General features: G+C 44.6%; 15 protein-coding genes and 3 pseudogenes. 7 read left to right on the top strand and 11 right to left on the bottom strand.

Going from position 1 to position 16,860, the window contains the following annotated elements; genetic code table 11:
* Positions 1 to 57: 57 nt before the first annotated feature.
* From UA76_RS07660 to UA76_RS07645, 4 genes are all read left to right on the top strand, one after another.
* Positions 58 to 432 (top strand): MerR family transcriptional regulator, encoded by a 375-nt coding sequence (locus UA76_RS07660; RefSeq protein ID WP_047044601.1) that lies wholly within the window; start codon positions 58 to 60, stop codon positions 430 to 432.
* Positions 433 to 513: 81 nt separating this feature from the next.
* Positions 514 to 1,683: an isovaleryl-CoA dehydrogenase gene (locus UA76_RS07655; protein WP_047044597.1), complete on the top strand. Its 1,170-nt coding sequence runs from the start codon at positions 514 to 516 to the stop codon at positions 1,681 to 1,683.
* Between the two features lie 24 nt (positions 1,684 to 1,707).
* Positions 1,708 to 3,342: a carboxyl transferase domain-containing protein gene (locus tag UA76_RS07650; RefSeq protein ID WP_047044595.1), complete on the top strand. Its 1,635-nt coding sequence runs from the start codon at positions 1,708 to 1,710 to the stop codon at positions 3,340 to 3,342.
* Between the two features lie 60 nt (positions 3,343 to 3,402).
* The gene (locus UA76_RS07645) at positions 3,403 to 4,308 is read left to right on the top strand and encodes a hydroxymethylglutaryl-CoA lyase (RefSeq protein ID WP_047044592.1); all 906 of its coding nucleotides are present in this window, start codon (positions 3,403 to 3,405) and stop codon (positions 4,306 to 4,308) included.
* 34 nt (positions 4,309 to 4,342) lie between these two features.
* Here UA76_RS07645 and UA76_RS07640 read toward each other — a convergent pair whose 3' ends face one another.
* From UA76_RS07640 to UA76_RS07630, 4 genes are all read right to left on the bottom strand, one after another.
* Positions 4,343 to 4,903, bottom strand: coding sequence for a helix-turn-helix transcriptional regulator (locus UA76_RS07640; protein ID WP_420340904.1), 561 nt, complete (start codon positions 4,901 to 4,903; stop codon positions 4,343 to 4,345).
* Positions 4,876 to 5,115 carry an AraC family ligand binding domain-containing protein gene (locus UA76_RS25610; protein ID WP_420340906.1) on the bottom strand — a complete coding sequence of 80 codons (240 nt, stop codon included), beginning with the start codon at positions 5,113 to 5,115 and terminating at the stop codon, positions 4,876 to 4,878. Before UA76_RS25610 ends, UA76_RS07640 begins: the two co-directional genes overlap by 28 nt.
* 282 nt (positions 5,116 to 5,397) lie before the next feature.
* Complete coding sequence (locus UA76_RS23425) at positions 5,398 to 5,781, bottom strand: LysE family translocator (RefSeq protein ID WP_052771985.1); 384 nt, start codon at positions 5,779 to 5,781, stop codon at positions 5,398 to 5,400.
* Between the two features lie 102 nt (positions 5,782 to 5,883).
* Complete coding sequence (locus UA76_RS07630; RefSeq protein WP_047044589.1) at positions 5,884 to 6,753, bottom strand: LysR family transcriptional regulator; 870 nt, start codon at positions 6,751 to 6,753, stop codon at positions 5,884 to 5,886.
* A 94-nt stretch (positions 6,754 to 6,847) separates the two neighbouring features.
* Here UA76_RS07630 and UA76_RS07625 point away from each other — a divergent pair.
* Positions 6,848 to 7,805: pseudogene (locus UA76_RS07625) on the top strand (nitrilase-related carbon-nitrogen hydrolase).
* A 95-nt stretch (positions 7,806 to 7,900) separates the two neighbouring features.
* A complete protein-coding gene (locus UA76_RS07620) occupies positions 7,901 to 8,113 on the top strand; it encodes a LysR substrate-binding domain-containing protein (RefSeq protein WP_047044586.1) in 213 nt (70 codons plus the stop codon).
* A gap of 124 nt (positions 8,114 to 8,237) precedes the next feature.
* Here the strand turns inward: UA76_RS07620 and UA76_RS07615 are convergent, their stop codons facing one another.
* Positions 8,238 to 9,431, bottom strand: a complete 1,194-nt coding sequence (locus tag UA76_RS07615; RefSeq protein ID WP_047044584.1) for an acetate/propionate family kinase — start codon at positions 9,429 to 9,431, stop codon at positions 8,238 to 8,240.
* Positions 9,432 to 9,699: 268 nt separating this feature from the next.
* Between UA76_RS07615 and cueR the strand changes: the two genes are divergently transcribed.
* Entirely contained in the window at positions 9,700 to 10,089 is a 390-nt protein-coding gene (gene cueR, locus UA76_RS07610; protein ID WP_047044581.1) for a Cu(I)-responsive transcriptional regulator, read from the top strand.
* 41 nt (positions 10,090 to 10,130) lie between these two features.
* On the opposite strand, the pseudogene phaC reads toward cueR, so the two are convergent.
* From phaC to UA76_RS07580, 6 genes and pseudogenes are all read right to left on the bottom strand, one after another.
* Positions 10,131 to 11,932, bottom strand: a pseudogene (gene phaC, locus UA76_RS07605) (class I poly(R)-hydroxyalkanoic acid synthase).
* 57 nt (positions 11,933 to 11,989) lie between these two features.
* Positions 11,990 to 12,337 carry a phasin family protein gene (locus tag UA76_RS07600; RefSeq protein ID WP_047044579.1) on the bottom strand — a complete coding sequence of 116 codons (348 nt, stop codon included), beginning with the start codon at positions 12,335 to 12,337 and terminating at the stop codon, positions 11,990 to 11,992.
* A 41-nt stretch (positions 12,338 to 12,378) separates the two neighbouring features.
* Positions 12,379 to 13,586 (bottom strand): annotated as a pseudogene (locus tag UA76_RS07595) (acetyl-CoA C-acetyltransferase).
* An 11-nt stretch (positions 13,587 to 13,597) separates the two neighbouring features.
* Positions 13,598 to 14,338 (bottom strand): SDR family oxidoreductase, encoded by a 741-nt coding sequence (locus UA76_RS07590; RefSeq protein ID WP_047044577.1) that lies wholly within the window; start codon positions 14,336 to 14,338, stop codon positions 13,598 to 13,600.
* Between the two features lie 575 nt (positions 14,339 to 14,913).
* A complete protein-coding gene (locus UA76_RS07585) occupies positions 14,914 to 16,179 on the bottom strand; it encodes a DEAD/DEAH box helicase (RefSeq protein ID WP_047044574.1) in 1,266 nt (421 codons plus the stop codon).
* A 36-nt stretch (positions 16,180 to 16,215) separates the two neighbouring features.
* Complete coding sequence (locus tag UA76_RS07580; protein ID WP_047044572.1) at positions 16,216 to 16,797, bottom strand: acyl carrier protein phosphodiesterase; 582 nt, start codon at positions 16,795 to 16,797, stop codon at positions 16,216 to 16,218.
* Between the last annotated feature and the right edge of the window lie 63 nt (positions 16,798 to 16,860).

The following is a 16,860-nucleotide window of genomic DNA, read 5'->3' as shown; positions in this document are numbered from 1 at the left end:
CAGCATCGTCACTGGCTTGTTTCGATTAATGAATAGAATCAAAAGGACCTTATGTGCATGGAAACATTCAAGATTAGTGATTTAGCGAAAGAGTTCGACGTAACCACTCGAAGCATTCGTTTCTATGAAGATATGGATCTCATTCACCCTACACGCAAAGGCAGCACTCGAATCTATCAGCAACGAGATAAAGTGCGCTTGAAGCTGATTCTGCGTGGTAAGCGACTCGGTTTTTCATTGGCCGAAATCCGAGAATTATTTGAGTTGTACGATACCCATCAAGGCGAAACGCAGTTAGTTAAAATGCTTACGATCATCGACGAGAAGCAGCAAGTTCTGCAGCGCCAACTGGATGACATAAACGTCGTTATGAAAGAATTATCTACCGCCAAAGTGCGATGTGAACAAGCGCTTGAACAACTAGAAATTTAGTTATAATGCGTTAGCTTGTACAAACAGACTTACGCTATTAACGGTTTCTATTTGGTTACGGCAGATAATCTGGGAGGTTCCATGACCGAACATTATCGCCCTCTAAACTTCGGTTTAGGAGAAACGTTAGATCTTCTGAGGCAACATGTTCAGGGATACGCCGCTGAACACATCGCTCCCCTCGCGTCAGAGATAGACGCGAACAATCAATTCCCAAACAAACTGTGGCCAGAGCTCGGTGCTATGGGCATGCTTGGCGTTACGGTATCGGATGAATTTGGTGGCGCGAACATGGGGTATCTTGCCCATACCATCGTCATGGAAGAGATTAGCCGTGCCTCCGCATCCGTAGCATTAAGCTATGGCGCTCACTCTAACCTATGTGTCAATCAACTCTACAGAAATGGTACGCAGGAACAAAAACAAAAGTATCTGCCTAAGCTTATTAGTGGCGAGCACGTTGGCGCTTTGGCCATGAGCGAAGCTAACGCAGGTTCCGATGTTGTCAGCATGCAGCTATTGGCTACAGACAAGGGGGACCATTTTTGTCTAAACGGCAACAAAATGTGGATTACCAATGGCCCAGATGCAGACACACTGATTGTTTACGCCAAGACCAGTCCTGAGCATGAAGCACATGGGATAAGCGCCTTTATTATCGAGCGCGACTTTGAAGGGTTTAGCCATGCGCAGAAGCTCGACAAACTGGGAATGCGTGGTTCAAACACGTGTGAACTTGTCTTTCAAAACTGCAAAGTCCCAAAAGAAAACGTACTCGGTGGCGTCGATAAAGGCGTACAAGTATTAATGAGTGGTTTGGATTACGAACGTGTTGTACTTGCAGGTGGGCCGGTAGGCATCATGCAGTCTTGTCTTGACCTCGTTATCCCCTACATCCATGACCGCAAGCAGTTTGGGCGTTCCATAGGCGAGTTTCAATTAGTTCAGGCAAAAGTTGCGGACATGTATACCCGAACCAATGCAGCTAGGGCTTACTTGTACGCCGTTTCTGCAGCCTGCGACCGAGGTGAAACCACACGCAAAGATGCTGCAGGAGTGATCCTTTATGCCGCTGAACTGGCTACTCAAATCGCGTTGGACGCCATACAGTTACTTGGAGGCAACGGGTATATCAATGAGTATCCTGCTGGCCGCCTGCTACGCGACGCCAAGTTATACGAGATTGGTGCAGGGACTTCCGAAATACGTCGGATGTTAATTGGGCGCGAGCTATTCAACGAATCTGAATAAGTCATTTAGTCAAAGGAGGCGGCAATGCCAACTATTCGAAGTAAGACACACATCGATAGTGAACTGTATGTCTCCAATCGAGAGGCGATGATCAAACTTGTTGAAGATTTAAGAAATTGTCAAGACATAATCCGTCAAGGCGGGAACCAGGCTCAACGAGATAAACTCAAACAAAAAGGCAAGATTCCTGTTCGCTCGCGTGTTGCGAATGTCCTAGACGAAGGTTCAGATTTCTTAGAGATCGGGCACTTTGCAGCCTGGAACGTCTATGAGGATCCAGTGCCATGTGCCGGTGTTGTCGCCGGTATTGGTCTAGTGGACGGCCGTTATTGCATGATTATCGCCAATGATCCTACAGTGAAAGGCGGCACCTATTACCCGTTGACCGTAAAAAAACATCTACGCGCTCAAGAAATTGCACAGAAGTGCCGTTTACCCTGTATCTACCTTGTTGACTCAGGCGGTGCGAACCTCCCCTACCAAGATGAAGTGTTTCCAGACAAAGACCACTTTGGTCGCATTTTTTACAATCAAGCACGTATGTCTGCCCAAGGCATTCCGCAAATTGCTGTCGTACTAGGGTTATGTACCGCGGGTGGTGCCTACATTCCAGCTATGGCGGACGTTTCTATTATCGTCAAAGAACAAGGGACAATCTTTTTGGCTGGCCCTCCTTTAGTGAAGGCTGCAACTGGAGAAGTGGTTTCTGAAGAAGAGCTAGGTGGTGCAGATGTGCATTGCAGAAAGTCTGGCGTTGCTGACTATTACGCCAAAAACGAGCAGCACGCACTCATGTTAGCTCGTCAATGTGTCAGCAGTTGCCCCCTAGAGTCGACTCACCATCATGAACAAGAGCATAGGGCTCAACAACCAGAGCTCAATAGTGTTCAGTCCCCTAACTATCAAGCCGATGAGATCTACGGAATCGTCAATGCAGACCTAAGGTTAAGCTTTGATGTACGAGAGATAATCGCACGCGTCGTTGATGGTTCAGAATTTGACGAGTTTAAAGAGCTGTTCGGAAAAACGCTGGTCTGCGGATTTGCCCATCTTGAAGGAACTCAAGTTGGAATCATTGCTAACAATGGCATTTTGTTTTCCGAGTCTGCCCAAAAAGGTGCGCACTTCATCGAAATCTGTGCCAGTAGGAAGATTCCTTTGGTCTTTTTGCAAAACATTACGGGATTTATGGTCGGCAAACAGTATGAAGAAGGCGGCATCGCCAAGCATGGCGCTAAGTTAGTCATGGCCGTCTCATGCGCAGATGTGCCAAAAATCACTGTGGTAATTGGTGGTTCGTATGGTGCAGGGAATTACGGCATGTGCGGTCGTGCTTATGACCCGACGTTTATGTGGATGTGGCCCAATGCCAGAATTTCAGTAATGGGAGGAGCCCAAGCTGCCGGTGTCATGACCCAAGTCATTAAGGAGCGAAAGCGAAAGCAGGGGGTTGATTGGGGTGAAGATGAGGCTAACGCATATAGTGAAGAAATTCGGGCGAAGTATGATGAGCAAGGTCATCCATTTTATGCCAGTGCTCGCCTCTGGGACGACGGTATTATTGACCCCGCGGACACAAGAAAGGTCTTAGTTCAGTCACTTAATATCGCTCTAAATGCTCCGGTACAAGAGTCTAAATTTGGTATTTTTCGGATGTAGATTGGGCGGCTAAAGACAGCTATTCAGTTAATACTCATGCAAACGGCGCGAGGAATCACAATGTCACTACCACAATCCGTTACGCTATTTGAGGTTGGCCCCAGAGATGGTTTGCAAAATGAACAGCCCGTTTCGCTCAGTAGCAAGGTGGCGTTAGTCAACGACCTCTCCCACTCCGGTCTTACCCATATTGAAACTGGTGCCTTTGTTTCTCCAAGGTGGGTCCCTCAAATGGCTGACTCAAACCAAGTCTTTTCCAAAATAGAGCGTTCCGACAAGGTCTCGTACACAGCGCTAGTGCCAAACATCGTCGGTTTTGATGCGGCACTTCAGCATTCACCAGATGAAGTCGCTGTTTTCACAACTTGCTCGGAAAGTTTCAGTCGTAAAAACACAAACTGTTCGGTTACCGAAAGCCTGCAACGATTCATGCCGGTATTAGAAAAAGCAAAAGCGAATAACATCCCCGTTCGGGCCTATTTGTCATGTGTCCTAGATTGCCCTTATGAAGGGCCGACGTCCCCACAACGCGTATTAACGATCGCTAAGCAGCTACTCAATATGGGGTGCTATCAAGTGTCGCTGGGCGATACGATAGGAACGGGTACTCCAAAACGTGTTCAGGCAATGCTTGATTGCTTGCTAGTAGAAATCCAGCCAGAATGTCTTGCCGTCCACTTCCACGATACATGGGGCCAAGCGCTAGCCAATATACATCAATCACTGCTCATGGGCATTTCAACGATAGACACGAGTGTTGCGGGCCTAGGTGGCTGCCCATACGCCAAAGGGGCGTCAGGGAATGTTGCGACAGAAGATGTTATCTATCTATGTCATGGGATGGGTATTTCAACGGGAATCGAATTAAAGGCGATTGCGAAAGCAGGATGGGACATCTGCAAAGCCCTTAACCGTCGCCCTAGTTCCAAAGTGTCACTGGCTCTGCAATCAAACCAATCAATGTAACCAAACAGACGAACGATTCAATTTATCGAAAAAATCAGCCAATAAAATGAGATTGATAGTATTTCGGTGTTACTGCTAGCTTCTTTTTAAAATGACGCTGAAAATGCGCTTGGTCTGAGAAACCCAGCTCATACGCAACATCTATCACCTTCGACCCATTTTTGAGCATAAGTTTAGAGCGTTTAATCTTTTCATCTAAAAGATAAGCATGAGGCGGTAATCCGTAGTGTTTTTTGAACGCTCTAAGTAATTGATATTGGCTCAAGCCCGCTTCGTGTGCTAAATCTTCAAGGGAATGAGGAGCATTCATTTCATCCAACAGCTTATCTCTCACCCGAGCCACATTTTCCTGTGCATTCGGGGTTCGATAACCTTCACCCTCATTCGCCCCTAATATCACTTCGACGAAATCAAACATTAGTGATTCTGAGTTTAAACTGTCTTTGCTTGTGCTGAGCGCATCATACAAAGCTAAGTATTGCTGTTGAATCAGCGGCGACTTTTCTAAATCATTGTTAAATGCCAAATAGTCTTGCGTGTGGGCCTTTATCTCGCGTTGAACATCACCTAATTTGAGCGCATCAACAAACAGCATAGAATACGACCACTTCCCTTTATCGGGATTGCACGAGTGTACATCCCCAGGTTGATAGTAACGACATCTCCCTGCCCGATTAGATGTTGATTCCTCTGATTTCTGTACTTTGCACTTCCGTAATTGATGATGCCGAAGGAAACTTCATCATGAGAATGAGAGTCATAACAGGCAGCGCTATTTAATGCGGTTCTAATTTCAATCCAAGGCATGACCGTAGGGCAAGTAAACTCGGCACTCTTATCTCTTTTCATAGTTGTTCCTTTTACTCAACCTCTTACGTCCTTAAAGCCATATTACGACGATGCATAGAACTAATAGCCCGGCCATAACCTGATTCAAACGACGAACTTTGCCCTCTGAGTTCAAATGCTGCCTTAACAACCTGCCGGCGACAGCCCATACTCCAACGCCAATCATACAGATAACAAAAGAGACTAGCGTAAATATTAGGAGTAAATCATTCTCGGTTTCGCGACCCACCACATATAGGCTTACGCCAGAACTCGAAAACAGCCATGCTTTAGGTTGATTGCCTGGGTAAAGCTCCCGGCCCAAAAACCCGCACTTTGATTCTCGTTAGCATCGGTAAAAGAAGCGCTAGCGCGTGAAAGCTGAAATGCGACATAAAGTAAAAATGCACTCCCGAATATTTGCATCGCTAACGTCGCTTTGGGCAGTAGTTCAGAGACTTCATTGAGCATCAATCCAGCGATAAACACAACGACACTAAATGACAGTGATGCACCCAATACATACGTGAAAGCCTTATATATGCCCGCGTTCAACCCTGTATTCGTAGCAATGACATTAACCGGCCCAGGCGTAATTGAACCTACTAAAACAAACCCCGCCATCGCCAATAACAAACTCTCCATGTGTCCCTCTCATTTAACTGCTGTTGAGGGCTAATATAATCAATCGATAGTCAGAGTTATTGAACGAAATTGCAGCCACACAAAAATATTACCCCATAGGTGCTAACGCTTGTCCGCTGACATACCCTCAATGAAACGCGATACCAAAGGGTTAGCCACTGGCTCTTTCCAGATTAGCCCGACATCCCAGCTAGAATATGCCCCTTGCAAAGCAACGTACTGAATGTTGGGTTGATCGATCAGTTGGGCACTAACTGGAATAATCGTGAATCCGAGGTTCGCAGATACCAAACCAAGTAAGGTTAATATGTCATCCGCTTGTTGTTCTACGCGAAGGTTTAGATCTTGATGGGCTAAGTACTGCTCTATCTGACGACTTAAACCGGGCCCGCGCGGCGACGCGAGTTTAAGATAACTTCGGTTTCGTAACTCTTCCCACATCGTGCCGGGATCGATGGTCACGGAATCATGCACTGCGACAACAAGTCGGTCGATATATAAACTGAGCGTTCCAAAGCTGCCTGAATCTGGTAGGCGATTAAAACTCAGGTGGAGGTCACCATCCTCTAACATGGTGTATTGAGTCTTTGAAGGGATGTCATTGAGAGTGACTTTTACATTTGGGTAGGATTTTTTGAATTGAGCGATATGTCTTGGCGCTTCGTAAAGAGTAGAAATACCGAAACCAATCTTTAAGTGCCCTGTCGTCCCCTGCGACACGGACAAAGAAAACTCTTTAAACTGACCAAAACTGGCAACCAAACGTTGCGCATCATCCAATAAGGTTTCGCCAACCAATGTTAACGTCGCCCCTTTTCTGCCGCGCTCAAACAAAGGAGACCCAATCGTTGCTTCTAACCGCTGAATCTTTTTGGTTAATGCTGACTGAGTGATACACAACCGTTCTGCCGCGAGGCGATAACTATTGCATTGAGCGAGGGTGCAGTAAGCATTTAATTGATCAAAATCCATTCCATTTAGTCATCATAGTTTAACTAATATTCAATTTTTGGAATCGTAAAAGTTTTTTAAACTGATGTCATTGAATCAATGTTGGAAGTTTGACATGAAAGATCTCAGAGTCGCATCCGTCCAGTTTAATCACCGCGCAAATGACAAAGCCTACAATATGTGGGTTATCGAGCAGTTCGTAGAGAAAGCCCACCGTCAAAGCGTCGATATGATTGTATTTCCAGAAATGTGTATCACCGGCTATTGGCATGTTTCTAGGCTTGATCACGCCGGGTTGGAGCGCTTAGCAGAGCCCGTCCCAGAAGGAAGGTCAACTCAGCGATTACTCGCACTGTCTGAGAAAACCAACATGAACATCGGCGCAGGCTGATAGAAATTGATGCTGATGGCAAGCTTTACAACACCTTTGTACTGGCTATGCCAGATGGTAGCTTCGCTAAACATCGAAAATTGCATACCTTTGTTAACCCGAACATGAGTAGTGGCAATGATTACACCGTGGTTGATACTCCTCAAGGCTGGCGTGTTGGAATTCTAATCTGCTGGGACAACAATCTGGTAGAAAATGTGCGTGCGACTGCCCTTAAAGGCGCTGATATCCTTCTCGCTCCCCATCAGACCGGTGGGTGTGACTCCCGAAGTCCCAAAGCCATGGGTTAATTGAACCTCAGCTCTGGCATAACAGGGGATCAAACCCAAATGCCATCAAGGCTGAATTTCAAGGTCGCAAAGGACGCGAGTGGCTAATGCGTTGGCTCCCTTCACGTGCGCACGATAACGGCATGTATCTTATATTCAGCAATGGTATTGGCGTCGATATGAATGAAGTACGGACAGGAAACGCAATGATCATCAGCCCATATGGCGAGATCATTAACGAATCAGACAGTATTGACGACGATATGATTATTGCGGACATCACAGCTGACGAGTTAGAGATGTGCACAGGTCGTCGATGGATTCGTGGCCGCCGGCCAGAGCTTTACAAGTTACTCACTGAACCTATTGGTAATGAGCTCAATCCCTTTCAAGCTCGGTTCAATAGACATTAATAGGCTATATTGCGATGGTTCGAATATATTTTGGGCTATGAATAACCTATCTAACGCGCTTCCTTGAAATGAGCAGCATCAAAAAGGAGTGGCCTTTGAAAACGGGGACGATTCAAACCCAAGGTTGGCTCTCGAGCAATGAAAATAGTTTACTCAAAGAGTCGGCGCTATCTGGTAATGGTATTGCGCGATTGGCGAACTACTACGTACAAAGGGATGTCGAACGCGGCCGACTCAATCAAGTTCTGACGCAAGAAACCGACCACCAGCATAATTCAGTGTACTTGGTGTACCCGCAACTGATCTAATGAAAGCCTTTATTGAGTTTGTGAAAGAGTATTTTGAAGGTCGACACAGAGGAAAACCCTTCGACTTCGCTCATCAAAAAAGCGAGCACTAGGCTCGCTTTTGACAATCTCATTTTAAACGCTTTTAAAGAAGCTCAACTGATTGCTGTGCAATAACGAACTCTTCGTTAGTTGGGATAACCATTGCTACAGCATCAAGAACTGCAGATTTAGCAATAATACCTGCTGCACCAAAGCGTGCATCTTCGTTGCCTTTTACATCTTCAACAAAACCTAGTAGCTTAAGGTTGTTCAAGATCTCACGACGAATTGGTAACGAGTTCTCACCGATACCACCTGTGAAGATAACTGCATCTAGGTTAGACAGTGGAATCATGTAAGAGCCAATGTATTTAGCAACGCGGTAAGTGAATACCTCGAATGCCAGTTTCGCACCTTCGTGACCATCTTCCATCGCTTCTAGAATGCCACGCGCATCAGATGTTAGGCCAGACACACCTAAGAAGCCAGACTTCTTGTTTAGCGTTTCGAATACTTTCTCTGCGCTCCAACCTTTTTTGATAAGAAACTCGATGATACCTGGATCTAGGTCACCAGAACGCGTGCCCATCATAAGACCAGCTAGCGGTGTGAAGCCCATTGATGTATCTACCGACTGACCATTTTCAATCGCACAAACCGATGCACCGTTGCCTAGGTGAACAGAAATGAAGCTCGCTTCATCCACTGGCTTGTTCAGCATTTTCGCAGCTTCACGGCTTACGAAGTAGTGGCTTGTGCCGTGGAAACCGTAACGACGGATACCGTATTCTTTGTATAGTTCGTTGGAGATAGCACCAGTAAAGGCTTTCTGAGGCATCGTTTGGTGGAAAGCTGTATCGAATACAGCGAACTGAGGTAGGCTTGGGAAAGCCTGCATAGCCGCTTCGATACCTTTAGCGCCAGCAGGGTTGTGCAGTGGAGCCAAGTCTGACAGGCTCTCGATTTCCGCTAGCACTTCTTCGTCGATACGTACAGTAGAAGTGAATTTTTCGCCACCGTGAACGATACGGTGACCAACAGCAACTAAGTCATTGGTGAAACCCAATGTATCCATTAGGCGAACAATTCGGTTGATAGCGTGTTGATGGTGATTGTCTGGAGCGCTGATCGCTTCCTCAGTCTTTTCACCGTTGTATTTCCAACCAATGACAGCTTCTGGTAAGCCAAAGCACTCACCTAGACCAGAGATTACTGCATCTCCAGTTTTTGAATCGATCACAGCAAACTTGAGAGAAGAACTGCCTGAGTTGATAACCAGTACAAACGAATTAGACATTAGGTATAGTTCCTATTAAATGACTGTAGTGTGAGAGTAACTTTGTTTCTGCTGCTATTATTCAATAATTTTTGAATGATTCAACTTTATTTTGGCTCATTATAATTTAATTTGTATTATTAGTTGATCCAGCGCAAAATTAGATTTCATTTTCAACAAAAATTAAATCGATAACCGCCCTGCCATTCTCTTCTATTAAGTATATTCCTCTAGGTATATAGCCGAGTTATGAGTACAATCAACCCAGAGAATTCTGATAGGAGTCTTCATGAACATTGGTGCTATCGCAGAACTCACCGGGTTATCCGCTAAATCCATTCGCCTATACGAGGACAAAGGGTTAATCACCCTGCCCAACCGAAGTGAATCCGGCTACCGAGAATATACTAATCAACATGTACAAGAACTCACTCTTATCGCCAAAAGCCGCAAGGCGGGCTTCTCTTTGGTAGAATGCGCCGAGCTCGCATCGCTGGCTCGTAACCCAAATCGCAAGAGCTGTGATGTTAAGAAGCAAACGGAAAATAAGCTTGAAGAGATAGAAGTTAGAATCAAAGAACTCAAAGAGATTCAAAAACAGTTGGAGAGTTGGGTGTCATCTTGCCCAGGTGACAGCAACAGCGACTGCCCAATCATTGATGACCTCACAAAAAAATAGAGCCGCAAGGGCTCTATTTTGACTGGAAAGTAAAGCGAACGTTAAGCGGGCTCAGCGCTTTCCGTTGTTTCTTCCACTTTCACAGGAAGTACTTGCTTGACGTAGTTACCAGGCGCGGCGCAAAGCACTGGGTAGTTTTCATTACCCACACTAAATGGTTCTACTTGATCATCAGGTTGAATCCCATCAACCATTCGTGCCAATGAACCCACCAAGACCCATCTTTGCGTTCAGCATTAGCCATCCACTCATCCGCAGAATCATCTAGATTATCATTCAGCCAGTAACCGTATTTGCCTTTAGCTGGATGATTGACGATCCCTGCAATATGGCCCGACTCACCCAATACAAACGTTTTGTTGCCGCCTGTTTTAAGAGCGCCGCGGTAAGTGCCTTGCCAAAGTGCGATGTGGTCTTCTTTTGTCGACACGAAGTAGCTTGGAATCTTGATCTTATTGAGATCGATCCAAACGCCGCCCACTTTCACGCCCTTATCTTGAACCAACCTATTTTCTAAGTAGAGCTCACGAAGCATGAAGTTATGACATTTCGCTGCCACGTTTGTGCTGTCGCTGTTCCAATAAAGAAGATCGAAATCAACTGGGCTTCGGCCTTTTAGGTAGTTATCAACGTAATAGTTCCAGTACAAGCTGTTTTCGCGCAGCATACTAAATGTCACGCTAAGTGAACGGCCATCCATGTAACCCTTCGCGTTGTTCTGCATTTCAATCGCGCTAACAATCGTATCATTGATATACGCACCAACTTCTCCGGGTTGACCGAAATCAAGCAGCGTTGTAAAGAATGACGCCGACTTGATGCGTTTCTTCATACGTTTCGCTGCGTAATAAGCCACTGTCGAAGCCAATACAGTTCCACCAATACAGTAACCCGCCGCGTTGATTTGCTCTTGACCAGTGATGTCTTCAATTGCAGACACTGCTTTGACAACACCATCCGTTACATAATCACCAAACTCAACGTTAGCGTGCTGCTCACCTGGATTCACCCAAGACATCATAAACACCGAGTGGCCTTGTTCTAATAGCCAACGCACCATGGAGTTCTTCTCGCGAAGATCCAGGATGTAGTACTTATTAATGAAAGGTGGAACGATAAGAAGCGGCGTACCATTCACTTTCTCAGTCAATGGCTTGTACTGGATCAGTTCAAACAAGTCGTTTTTAAACACCACATCGCCCTGAGTATTCGCAACGTCTTCACCAATACGAAAAGCATTGTTGTTCGTCATACGAATTTTCAGAATATCCGCACTCGACTCCAGATCTTCTTTAAGTACTTCAAGGCCAGCGAGAAGATTCTCACCATTCTGCTCTAAAGTAAGTTTAAGAAGTTCAGGGTTTGTTGCGATAAAATTACTTGGCGATAGCGCATTAATCGCTTGACGGGAGAAGAACGAAAGACGTTCTTTGGTTTGCTCATCAATCCCTTCAATACTGTTAATCGTGTCAAGGTAAGTTTTACTAAACAGTAAGTAAGACTGTTTGATGAAGTTGTAGAAAGCCTCAGATTGCCAAGCATCGTCAGCAAATCGTTTGTCTCCACGTTCAGGCTCCACTACATTGGCTGCATTGCCGGCGAGAGCAACGTTCTGCCAAATTTGCAGTTGCTGTTCCCACCATTGAGTTTGCAGAGAAAGAAGGGTTGAAGGTTGATTCGCGGCTTTTTCAAATAGCTTTGCAGTGTCGTCAAAATTGACTTCTTGCATTGCTTTATTAAAAGGGGAATTAACGGCTGCCTTGCTCAGTTCGAGATCTTGCCACCATTTTTGATTGCTTTCTTGGAGCTTAACAAGGTAGTCCGAAAAGAAGTTTTGAAACATGATTTTACTCCTATATTCGGAAAAAGCCGCCCCAAGAGGAGCGGCAGGAAAGACAAGTTATGCTGGTGCTACTGTCTTCATGTTTTCCGTTGTAAGAGCATCAACGTCGTCTTTAAACTCTTTAGCAATGTTTTGAAGCTTTGCGCTGTCTTCTGTCATTTGCTGAGAAAGTTTAGTCAGAACCGAAAGCTGCTGGCTGTTGAAAGCAGTAAGAGACGTTACGTCTTTGATTTCACTTGCCGCTTTCATTTGAGTCAAACCCATTTCGCTGTATGTGCGAATTGCGTTAAGTTGTAGCTCAGTCAATACTTCAACATTTTTAGTTACAAGCTTGTTGAATTTAAGGTATGGCTGAAGGTTTTGTTCCGTTTGATCTGTGAATGTTTTGAAAAAATCAGTGTACATAATAACTAGCTCCTAATTGAGATGTTTTAATTTCCGTTAAACTAACTAATTGCTTTTACGATCACTGCGGTTCCCATACCGCCCCCACGCAAAGCGAGGCTACGCCATACTGGCTTTTGCGACGTTTCAACTCGTGTATCAACGTCACCAAAATTCGGTTTCCTGATGCCCCAAGTGGATGGCCAAGTGCTATTGCGCCGCCATTAGGGTTAGACTTTTCTTTAATCGATTCTTCAGTGACAGAATGCTCTTGTGCTAGCCCTTTAATCACACCTAACGCCTGTGCAGCGAAAGCTTCGTTAAGTTCAAAAAGGTCAACATCTGCGATTGTCAGATCCGCTTTATCAAGAGCTTGAGTCACCGCTTGTACTGGGCCAAGACCCATCACCTTAGGATCAAGTCCTGTTTGCGCGTAACCCGCAATCTCAACGATTGGCTCAAGGTTATACGCTTTCACTGCACTTTCAGACGCTAGGATAATCGCACTCGCACCATCATTAATTCCTGATGCATTGCCAGCAGTCACTGAGCCTTCACGATCAAAGGCTGGGCGAAGCTTTTGTAAGCCAGCAAGAGTAGCATCTAACTTTGGATATTCATCAGTGTCAAAACAGATTGTCTCGCGGCGCTTTTTCACATCGACAGGGACAATTTCATCCTTGAAGTTGCCAGACTCAATCGCTGCGGCAGCTTTCATTTGACTAGATAAGGCAAATTCGTCTTGCTCTTCACGACTAATATCGTATTGCTTAGCGATGTTTTCAGCCGTCACACCCATATGGTATTGGTTGTAAACATCAGTTAGGCCGTCTGCAACCAACAAGTCTGTTAGAGACATATTGCCCATTTTGTTGCCATCACGAATTGATGCAGGGGCTGCAAAAGGGATTTGAGACATAACCTCAACACCCGCTGCTACGACAATTTGCGCATCACCTGCTCGGATGTGAGACACTGCGTCCATAACGGTTTTCATGCCGCTACCACAAACCATGTTTAAGCTGTATGCAGGGACTGTTTCTGGAATATCAGCGAAGATCGCCGCCTGACGTCCAACACCCATTCCTTGACCAGCGCTTACTACGTTGCCAACAATAACTTCATCGATGTTATCAACGTTTACTTTTCCGCTTTCAAGTGCGCCCTTAATCGCTTTCGCAGCTAGTTGGCCTGCTGATACGCCTTTTAGACTTCCCCCAAACGACCCTAGTGGAGTACGCTTAGCGGCAACTACAAATACTTTTTCCATTTCAAAACTCCTTAATGCATGTATAAGCCGCCGTTCACAGACAGTGTTTCGCCTGTAATATAAGCACCCGCGTCGCTAGCGAGATAGCTAACGGCTTGTGCAATTTCTTCCGGCTTAGCAAGGCGTTTCATTGGAATTTGACCTGTGATGGCGTCCAATACTTCAGGTTTCATTTGCTCAACCATAGGTGTTGCTGTGTAACCTGGCGCAACGACGTTTACCGTTACACCCGCACGAGCACCTTCCATAGCAAGCGCTTTGGAAAAGCCAATCATCCCAGCTTTTGCTGCCGAGTAGTTAGCTTGACCAAATTGACCTTTTAGACCATTTACAGAAGAGATGTTGATAACACGACCATTGCCTTTTTCACACATAGCCGCGAACAATGGTTGAGTTACATTGAAAACACAGTTGAGGTTGGTATTGATAACATCAAACCAAGCATCTGCGCTCATTTTCTTGAAGAGGCCATCGCGAGTAATACCCGCATTGTTTACGATTACGTCAACCGTTCCTTCTTCCTCAAGCAGAACACTTAGCTTTTCAGCACACTCGCTTGTATCGGTTACGTCTAGCTCCAATAAACGAACTTGGTCTTCGTTAAATTGTTGCTCGTTAAACCAATCCAACGCACACTGATAATTACCAGTAAAATACGTTGCAATTACACGATACCCGTCTTCGACGAGTTGTTTTGAAATAGCAGAACCTATTCCGCCTTTTGATCCCGTGATCAAAGCGACCTTCTTCATTAAGAGACTCCATTCTTAACAGCAGTTTTCAAGCAAATACTGGTGCCATTAAAAACGGCACCAACTAACGTATAATTTTTCTTTGGTCTTATTTGTTATTAGATTTAAGACACTTAATACAAATTAAGTTACGCCTTAATTGTTACAATTCAAATAAAAAATCAATTAACATTAATAAATGTTGAGCACGATCCCAACAGTTATGAAATGTTATGGGCTTGTTAATCAGTATAACTTATTGATTTTGTGAGAAATTTGTGAAAATACGTCTTTTATCAATAGCAATAAGTTGTTGTTTGTTAAGGGAAATAACATCTCATGAAACACAATAATGAAAAACAAAGAGGTGTAATAAATCTGAAATAACCGAGGGGAATATGTGCAATTTATTTTATTACCAAAAATAAATTAAATTACAGAATTAGCATTAAAGTAACAACACTAAATATGACCTAATTATCAATTAATCAGTCAACGAAAGATATAATAACAAAATATTCAATAGGATATTGAATACAGAATAAAAAGAGCGAGTCAGATCACCCGCACCAATATAGTGCAACTTAAATTTCAGTTTAACGCCTATTTTTACCTCGGTTCGCGTGAATTTTTAATTTCGCTTTCATCTTCTTCTTATCAGAGTTTCGTCCACGCTTACGTGGTTGGCGGTCGTCGTTTACCACCTCTTCTATTAAACTTGGTTCAAAGCCTGTTAACCACTCTTGAGGGAGTCGCGTATCTAGCAGTCGCTCAATCGCTTCAAGCAAATATTCTTCGTCACGGCTCATCAAAGATACCGCCAACCCTTCTTGTCCTGCACGTCCTGTACGTCCAATTCGGTGCACATAATCTTCTGCCTTGTATGGCATGTCATAGTTGATAACTTGCTCCAACTGAACAATGTCGATACCACGCGCGGCAACATCCGTAGCCACCAATACACGCACCTTATTGTCTTTGAAATCATCTAACGCTTTTTGGCGGGCACCCTGGCTTTTGTCACCATTGATTGAAGCAGCCTTAATTCCGTCTAGCTTGAGCTCTTTTACCAAAGCATCAGTACCCTGCTTCGTTTTTGTAAAAACAAGCACCTGTTGCCAATTACGAGAACCAATTAAGTATGCTAGAAGCTCACTTTTACGCTTCTTATCAACGGGATAAACTATCTGCTTTACTCGTTCTGCAGTGCTGTTTTCGGCCGCGACTTGAATCTCTGTCGGTTCAGACATCATCTTATAAGCAATGTTCTTTATGCGTTTGTTAAACGTTGCGGAAAAGAACAGGGTTTGCCTTTCACTGTTCATGCGTCTTAAGATTCTTTGAATATCAGGCATGAATCCCATATCGAGCATACGATCAGCTTCATCCAAAACCAAAGTTTCTGTATCAGTCAGAGAGACATTTCGACAATGCATGTGATCAAGCAAACGACCCGGTGTGGCAACCAAGATGTCAGAACCACCCTTTAAGTTATTGGTTTGTACAGACATACTGGTTCCTCCATACGCGGTGACTATTTTTAGATCTGTGCCACCAGCATATTGAGTCAAGTTATCAAATACTTGTTGAGCCAGTTCTCTCGTAGGAACTAGAACCAACGCGCGGGCACTGGTACTGTTTGGTTCTCTTTCAATAGGAGAATCGACAAACTTTTGAATGATAGGTAAACCGAAGGCCGCCGTTTTACCTGTGCCAGTTTGGGCACCTGCCAACACGTCATCCCCATTTAGCACCGGCGCTATCGCTTTTGACTGAATCTCCGTTGGCGATGAGAAACCTAATTTATCCAGTACCACTGATAATTGCTCTGAGAGGCCAAGATTTTGGAATTGTTGTGACATAGTTATAACCGATAATCGAACTTGCGGCGCATTCTATCAAAAGCTCTGTGCCTTTGCTGCTGCTAATACGTCTGGATAAAGCAGTTCAAATCGTTCCAGTAGCTGGTGATAGTTGTTTTCGATATGCTCAAAACAGTTTTTAAGCTCGCTCATTCGAGGAGAACGGCTCGACATTCTTATTAAAGCATATTCTATATTATCAAGGTGCTGGTACGATTCGAGCCAACGCTGATCCCACATAATGCTCATAAGATTGAGGTATCTGCTTGGCAGTGGAAACTCTGAATGTTGCCTCGCTTGCGCCTCAGCGAAGTCACAAAAACTGCGCAAGGATTCATCATGATATCGCTCCCAATTGGCAGCCAAACAGTGATCCCAAAACATATCCATGGCTATTGGCGAAAACCTTCTCACTCCCTTAGGAAAAAGTGATTTTGTTTCTTTCATGACTGCGTGCGTATCAGTATAGGAATCAACAAATCTATGCAGTTTTATCCCTTTTACTAAACGTTCTTCATACTGTTTTGATGGATCGCCCTTTACAAAATCACCTAGCAGGTTCCCTTGCAAGTCCGAATCACAGTGATTGGCAATGTGCAAATGCGCCAAAAAATTCATTCTATGTTTGTTTCCGTATTTTGTGAGTTACCAGTCTATCGTAAAAATAATTTTACACCATAG

This window comes from Vibrio mexicanus, assembly GCF_001012815.1.
In the GTDB taxonomy this organism is placed as follows: Bacteria; Pseudomonadota; Gammaproteobacteria; order Enterobacterales; family Vibrionaceae; genus Vibrio; species Vibrio mexicanus.
Note: the sequence above shows the minus strand (reverse complement) of the source record. Positions and strands in the feature narration are given on the sequence as shown.

Bases quoted from the DNA above. Each gene is read 5' to 3' on its own strand.
- UA76_RS07660 (WP_047044601.1), top strand. From the start codon at position 58: ATGGAAACATTCAAGATTAGTGATTTAGCGAAAGAGTTCGACGTAACC.
- UA76_RS07655 (WP_047044597.1), top strand. From the start codon at position 514: ATGACCGAACATTATCGCCCTCTAAACTTCGGTTTAGGAGAAACGTTA.
- UA76_RS07650 (WP_047044595.1), top strand. From the start codon at position 1,708: ATGCCAACTATTCGAAGTAAGACACACATCGATAGTGAACTGTATGTC.
- UA76_RS07645 (WP_047044592.1), top strand. From the start codon at position 3,403: ATGTCACTACCACAATCCGTTACGCTATTTGAGGTTGGCCCCAGAGAT.
- UA76_RS07640 (WP_420340904.1), bottom strand. From the start codon at position 4,903: ATGCTGTTTGTTGATGCGCTCAAATTAGGTGATGTTCAACGCGAGATA.
- UA76_RS25610 (WP_420340906.1), bottom strand. From the start codon at position 5,115: ATGCCTTGGATTGAAATTAGAACCGCATTAAATAGCGCTGCCTGTTAT.
- UA76_RS23425 (WP_052771985.1), bottom strand. From the start codon at position 5,781: ATGGAGAGTTTGTTATTGGCGATGGCGGGGTTTGTTTTAGTAGGTTCA.
- UA76_RS07630 (WP_047044589.1), bottom strand. From the start codon at position 6,753: ATGGATTTTGATCAATTAAATGCTTACTGCACCCTCGCTCAATGCAAT.
- UA76_RS07615 (WP_047044584.1), bottom strand. From the start codon at position 9,431: ATGTCTAATTCGTTTGTACTGGTTATCAACTCAGGCAGTTCTTCTCTC.
- cueR (WP_047044581.1), top strand. From the start codon at position 9,700: ATGAACATTGGTGCTATCGCAGAACTCACCGGGTTATCCGCTAAATCC.
- UA76_RS07600 (WP_047044579.1), bottom strand. From the start codon at position 12,337: ATGTACACTGATTTTTTCAAAACATTCACAGATCAAACGGAACAAAAC.
- UA76_RS07590 (WP_047044577.1), bottom strand. From the start codon at position 14,338: ATGAAGAAGGTCGCTTTGATCACGGGATCAAAAGGCGGAATAGGTTCT.
- UA76_RS07585 (WP_047044574.1), bottom strand. From the start codon at position 16,179: ATGTCACAACAATTCCAAAATCTTGGCCTCTCAGAGCAATTATCAGTG.
- UA76_RS07580 (WP_047044572.1), bottom strand. From the start codon at position 16,797: ATGAATTTTTTGGCGCATTTGCACATTGCCAATCACTGTGATTCGGAC.